Annotated in this window: 4 protein-coding genes; 1 reads left to right on the top strand and 3 read right to left on the bottom strand. The window is 62.9% G+C overall.

Translation table 11 applies throughout. The features are described 5' to 3' along the window. Positions 1 to 398 precede the first annotated feature (398 nt). The gene (locus JK358_RS35960; protein WP_201957576.1) at positions 399 to 2,102 is read left to right on the top strand and encodes a nucleotidyl cyclase domain-containing protein; all 1,704 of its coding nucleotides are present in this window, start codon (positions 399 to 401) and stop codon (positions 2,100 to 2,102) included. An 884-nt stretch (positions 2,103 to 2,986) separates the two neighbouring features. Here the strand turns inward: JK358_RS35960 and JK358_RS35965 are convergent. The 3 genes from JK358_RS35965 to JK358_RS35975 all read right to left on the bottom strand — a co-directional run bounded on the left by JK358_RS35965 (position 2,987) and on the right by JK358_RS35975 (position 5,719). After that, positions 2,987 to 3,709 (bottom strand): hypothetical protein, encoded by a 723-nt coding sequence (locus tag JK358_RS35965; RefSeq protein WP_201957578.1) that lies wholly within the window; start codon positions 3,707 to 3,709, stop codon positions 2,987 to 2,989. A 104-nt stretch (positions 3,710 to 3,813) separates the two neighbouring features. Further along, positions 3,814 to 4,008 carry a hypothetical protein gene (locus JK358_RS35970; protein ID WP_201957581.1) on the bottom strand — a complete coding sequence of 65 codons (195 nt, stop codon included), beginning with the start codon at positions 4,006 to 4,008 and terminating at the stop codon, positions 3,814 to 3,816. A 1,180-nt stretch (positions 4,009 to 5,188) separates the two neighbouring features. Further along, entirely contained in the window at positions 5,189 to 5,719 is a 531-nt protein-coding gene (locus tag JK358_RS35975; RefSeq protein WP_201957583.1) for a hypothetical protein, read from the bottom strand. Positions 5,720 to 6,232: the final 513 nt, after the last annotated feature.

A 6,232-nucleotide genomic window follows, 5' to 3' on the forward strand; every position in this document is an offset into this window, starting at 1 on the left:
CGTTGAAGCCGTCGATCCACCCTCCGATGTGAACAGCACAGGAGCGCACGACCATGAATTCTCCCCCACACGCCCCCGATCGTTCATATCAATCGATTGGGCGACAAGGCCACTGAGCCGCCGCCCCCGGCCACGATGGCGACGTTCTCCCCGGCCCGCCATCGCGGCCACTTCCCCTGGCGCTCAACCGAACCCGTCAGAATCGGATTCCCATTCCCTGCGCACCCGCGGGATCGGTCCGCAGGCGACGACCTTCGTGTGAGCGGCCGAGCGCAAACCATCCGTCGTGGCACCACCTAATACCTCGACGACCTGCGATCGAATCCCGATCAGTCGATCCGGCCGAGCGTGTCCTCTGCCACGAATCCTCGCGTGAACGCACCCATGCCGGAGCAATCATGGAACTCCATCAGCAGAATCTCGACAGCGCCACCAGGTGGCCGCCTCGCACGGCGCGTTCGCTGACCCGCCTGGCACTGTCGTTGACGATCCTGGTGCTGATGGGCATGCACGCCGACGGCTTCGAGGACCTCTTCCTTGCCGCGATCGGGCTCTGCGCGTGGGACGACGGCACGACCGGCGCAGACTCTCACCTGGCCACCCATCACGGCCTTACCGCGGCGGGGTACTGGCCCGAACGACAGTTTCCCACTCCCGACGCCATGCGCCTAACCCACCTGCGATCGAGGATCGCCGGAACCGACCGGTCATGCCTCGACCGGGTGGTCGAGGCGATCTACGAACCGCACTTCAAGGACTCGGCCACCGGTTGCTACGACGGACGGATCGGCGACTTCACCGTCGAGGAAATCCATCGCGCTCAACAGCACGTCACTCGAACCGGCCAACCCGCTGCCCTGGTGGTGGCCACGCTGGTCAACCTGAGCGGGATCAACCACGCTGCACACAACCGGGTCGAAGTCGCCAACCGGCACTACCGAGACCTCGTGGCCATCGTCTGTCGCACTCTGATCGACGCGGGAGCCGACCTCGTCCCCATTCGACTGACCGCCACCACGGTCGCCGCCCTCGTCGTCGGACTCGATACCACTGGCGTCCACCGCGCCGTCACCATCATCGATGCGGCCACCAGGACCTACACCGCCACGACCAACCTAGGTGGAGCGCCCTTGGCGCTGCTCGACCACCCCGACCACCCCGGCGACCCCCAGCACCGAGGGGTGCGGCTCGATCTCCGCTGTCTCGAGATCGCCACCGACGCCGACGCGCGACGTATCATCGATGCGGCAGTCAACCCCGCCGAGGACGAAGGTCGTTATGTCGCAAGCGGACAGGGACACACGGCTCGGACTGACGGGACTGACACCCCCGCAACGTCGGCAGCGTATCGAGCTGCTCCGAACCGAGTATGCACGCAAGTGGGAACGAGGTCGCAAGAATCTCGCCCGCCATCAGCCAGACCTGACCACCGACCCATCTCCCAGCCGCTCGGCCTGAGTGATTCCGGCGCCACACGCTATCCCTCGCCAGACGAAGCCCGATACGCCTCGGTGCGTGAAAAGCTTGCAGCACAACCGATCTCATCGGTCGACGAGCTCATCGCGACCTACTACGAACCGTGGCCGATCGACGAGGTCACCGGATTCCACAACGGTCAGATCGACCGATTCAAGAACCGGATCGTCAGCGAGGCTCAGCAGTTCGTCGCGGCGATTCCCGACTGGGCCTTCTACGTCTGCGGTGATATCGCCAACCTCAGCGGACTCAACCAGCACGTCGGCGGCCGCGTCGCAGCCGACATCCACTACCGCGCCCTCGCCGATATCTTCGCCACCGAGCTCACCCTCCACGGCGCGCGTGTGATCGCGGTGCGTATCGGTGGCGATGAGATCGCGGCCGTCGTCACCGGCATCGACGAGGACCAGATCCGCCATTCCATGCACCAGATCACCCACCGTTCTGCCGACTACGCACGCACGCACGGCCTCGACCACCTCGAACACCCGAAGCATCCCGGCGATCCGAGATTCCGCGGGGTAGGGTTGCACCTCGGCCACGCCGAGATCGTGCCAGGTATCGATGTCACCGACATCTTCGACGCCGCCGACCTCGAACTGGACCAGAGCAAAAGCGCCGAGTAACGCTGGCAGCGATCACACCGGACCGCATCACCGGTCACGAGACTGTGGCGGTCGCACGACGATCTGCTCCACCCCGATGACCCCGGGACACAAACGAGCAACGGGATCCGGTACCGACATCAACACCACAATCCAGAAGACAACCCACGCGCACACTGTCCGGGCAGCGAACGCTACTGTGCGCCAAGTACTCTCGTGAATATCGAGTGGTGTGTAAGTCTTCATCACACCCGCTCCGGACCTGCGTGGCGGTTCGTGGAAATCGGGGTCTGACTCCGGGTTCACGACGTGTGGGCGCAGCGAACCCGGAGACAGATGCCACGACGCCAACTCCGCACGGTCTCGAGGTCGTCGACGACCGGAGAACGCCCAAAGGGGGGAGGTGCGTTCACCGGTCGTCGTGACGAACAACCGTTGTCGCCGTGACGCTGCGGCCGCTTGTTCAGCGGCTGATCTGTACCTGACTGGAATCGTAATCCTCGACGATGGGCCGAAGAGTCACCAGTATTTCCACTGGCGGGAATTCAAGCGTTCTGTGGGACAGCTCCGTACCGGAGGGCGATAGCGCACGCCGCACGTTCGACCGCTTTCATCGCGCGCAATCCATTCTCGCCCTCGAACGGCCCCTCATTCGTCGCGACGACCGTCCACCGACCCCGGCCATCGGCCGTACAGTCTGCCTCGGTGAGCCCGAACCTCGTCAACGCCCCGACAAGGCGGCGTGCCGTCTCTTCGTTCTCCGTCGTAAAAGAATGTGTCACTGCTGAATACGAGCCATCCACCCCGCCATTGTGATTCCCGGCCCTTGCTCGACCACTGTTTCGATTACCCCCAGCAATGGGAACAAGCCGACGCATACACGGCCACGACCACGAGTCCGAGAATCAGCCGGGCACGTCCCCGGCGGCAGGCTGATTTCGCGCGGCCAGAAACTCGGAGGCGAACCACCCGAGCCATACCGAATCCGCGGTGGGCGGGCCACCACCTGCCTTCGCGATCGCCTGGCCCTTCTCGAACGCAATCGTCCGCCACGGCGGCGGCCGCAGATACGCCGGCCGCGCGTCGACGGCGGTATCGAGTCCCAGCCAGCGCTGCACAAGAGTGCGTGCCTGTGGCACAGCGTCGATCGCCACCAGCCATTCGAGGATGTCAGGCAGACAACCATCGAGGAAGCGATCAGGAATATCGCCAACGTCCTCGGGGGCGCGCGTGTAGGCGAACCACCTGAGGCCACCGTCTCGGACCCTCCGAGCAAACAGCGCACACCGGTCGATGCGATACTGCGGCGCGGTCAACTCGAACTCATAGCGACGTCCGAAATCGAGCACCGTATCGAATGTCCATCTGCAACTCCACAATCGGCCACCGCCCCGACGGATCCGCAGCGACGCCGATCCGGCCTGACCGAACCCGCGGTCCTTCACCAGCAGCACCAGATTCGAAGCGGTGACGGACTCACAGGCCCGATTGAACCGGGACGGACGGATATGGATCTGTTCGACGCGCGTCCCGGCTCGGCGTTGCAGACGCAGTTGCGATTTGACCCAGGTGTTGAAGCCAGGTGATCGACTCCCAAGTTCTCGTGGTTGGGAGCCCGCCACGATCATGTCCCGACAAGCCCGAACCATCGAACAATCGCTGCGGACGGCAATTCGAGCTAGGGTTTTTCCTGTCCCGCCGGGCAGATCACATCAACCATTCGGTCGGTGCGCTATTCACCTGCCCTGCGGGACGCCACCTGAATATTCTTCACCACACCAATTCCGGTACTGGTGGTGGCTACCCGCCCGAGCGAACGAACATCGGTCGACGCCAGAGGCGCCAGCACCGACAGAAGATAAATCAGGCCACCGACGACAGCGACGGGAGTGGTTCCGGCCACCATCGACAGCGGGCCGATCGACAACTGCCCACCGGAATCGCGAGAAAAGAACCCAACGCGTCATAGGAACAGACACGCGGCAGTTCACGATCAGGGATGTGCCGCGCGAGCGCGGTTTCCCACGCCACCCCGAACACGCCCATCCCCACACCGCCGACCACAGCGCCCACGACCGTCCACCACAGACTCGGATTAGTGCCCAACGAGACCAACGCCACCGCCCCAGGCCCCGCGGCCGGCAGACCCCACACCAGCAGCGGGCGTACGCGCGCACCGTACATCAGCACAGATCCCGCCAGAATCCCCCCCACCGATCGCTGCCGACACCAAACCCCAGCCTGTGGGCCCGAAAACGTCGTGCACGACAACCGGCCCCAGGAGCGACAGGATCCCGTACCGGTTCTTTATCGGAGGATCGGCGGGCCTTCTCGGCAATTCTGTGGGATCGGTCGCGTTGGCGTTAGCAGTGTGGGAGCACTCGGCTGGCGCGAATGATCTGGCGGTGGTGCTGGCGAGCTCTGGGTTGGCTGTTCTGGTGTTCGTGCTGGTTGGAGGGTCCTGTCGAACGGAATGCTGTTCGCGTTGTCGCACCGGGCAGCGTGTGGAGTGGTTCTGCAGTTGATGCCGTTAACCGTGGTGCGGGCGGCGAACTCCGCGTTGGCGGGCGTCAAGGTATCTGTGTGTGGTTGTAGGGCTGGTGGCTGGCGGACCCTTACCGAGGTGGTGGGAGCCAGGTGGGCGGTGGCGGTGGATTCGTGTCTCGCGGGGGTGGCGAGCCTATGGTTGCGGACGGTCGCGGCGGGCGGACGCGCGGAACCTCGGGTAGATCGCGGTGCGGGAGCTGCGGCAGGGATGGTCGTCGTTTCGACGGCATCGCTGGGTCGGTCTGGGGTGGGCGCGTTCTTCGTGGCCAATGCCGTCCATCATCGGGCTTGGGACCGCCCGGCGGCTTGATCGTCCTCACCGAAGCAAGTGTTCGATCTGCTGAGCAGTTCGCAGAAGGATCGCGTCCGCCCCGCTCAACGCGTCGAGAACGACGAGGGCGCGCTCACGGTATCGAGGATCGCCGGTACCGAGGTCGAGTGATTCGATCGTGCACCTGCTGCGGGCCCTCGGTTCCGGCGCTGATGAGGCGCATGGCGAGCCTGTCACACTGATCCGATGGCCATCGTTCGCCTGTCTGTCCCGGGGACCAGCGTTGCGCCTACGACCACGGATCGTGGACGAGGGCATATCCAAGCCCACGGGCATTTACCTCATTTATCCGCGAGAGTGCATTCTCTGCCTGCTTCGATAGCGCGTCAGCGACAGGCTCCAGGTCAAAAGTGTCCATCCCGTATTTCGCCACTTTCTCTCTGACGCTCAATGAGGCGATCGAAGGAGTGACCCTCACTGATCCGTTCTCGTAGAGCAGCAAGTCCCCCTTCCAGCGTGCCACTTCGTCCTTTACACGGAGAAGGGTGTCATAATCGAGTTTGGTATCACGAAAGCACACACCGGCTTGCCATCGGAGTTCATCCAATGCTTCAGCAATTTCAGTTCCGAGAATGGCTATCTTGCGCAAGCGTTCCGCCGCCTTTGAACCGGCTTTACTATTGAGGTAGTAGGTGGCCGCAACGCTCATGTCTAATATTCTTTGACTGGAATTGTGGAGGATCAGTCCGACCGAGCCGGCCTCGGATATTCGAGCTTCGCCATCCATATTCCAAGCCAGCACCTGCGAGACCGTCAGCACGGGACACGACCTTTGTCCAGGATTACGTCATTGATCACCAGCGACCCTCATCGATAGTTTGCGCGATTCGGTCGCCACCGTTGTCATCGACCGTGACGAAAGAGTCAACTGAGTCCGCAATTAGATCACTGACACGGTTGACCTGGTAAATATAGAATCGGATAAGTCGGAACATTCGCGCGGATTCTGACTGGAATTCCGATGCGAATGTGGATTCGGGCATGGATCGCTCCATCGCCATCAAGATCGGCTCCGCTGGCATGGCGGAGTTACTGATCCCCGTCGCCTCGTTGTCAAGGAGTCTTGCTAGTCGGAGTGCGTCGGGTTCCCAGATCTCCAAATGTGACATTCGAGTACCTTTGCCGTGGAAGTCACGTATATCAGAGCAATGTATCCGGACATGCGCACCCTCCGCTTGCGCTCTTCCCATGTCCGGGGAGTCAGATTGACCCGACCCGGGTTTCGGTCCGGGTGAAGTGGCCCCTGGCGGTAGGCCGCCGTTATGAGAGTTAA

Origin of the sequence: Nocardia acididurans (assembly GCF_016741815.1) — a bacterium.
Classification (GTDB): Bacteria; Actinomycetota; Actinomycetes; order Mycobacteriales; family Mycobacteriaceae; genus Nocardia; species Nocardia acididurans.

What these genes read in the sequence shown, in the direction of transcription:
- JK358_RS35960 (WP_201957576.1), top strand. Translation starts at nt 399, where the DNA reads ATGGAACTCCATCAGCAGAATCTCGACAGCGCCACCAGGTGGCCGCCT.
- JK358_RS35965 (WP_201957578.1), bottom strand. Translation starts at nt 3,709, where the DNA reads ATGATCGTGGCGGGCTCCCAACCACGAGAACTTGGGAGTCGATCACCT.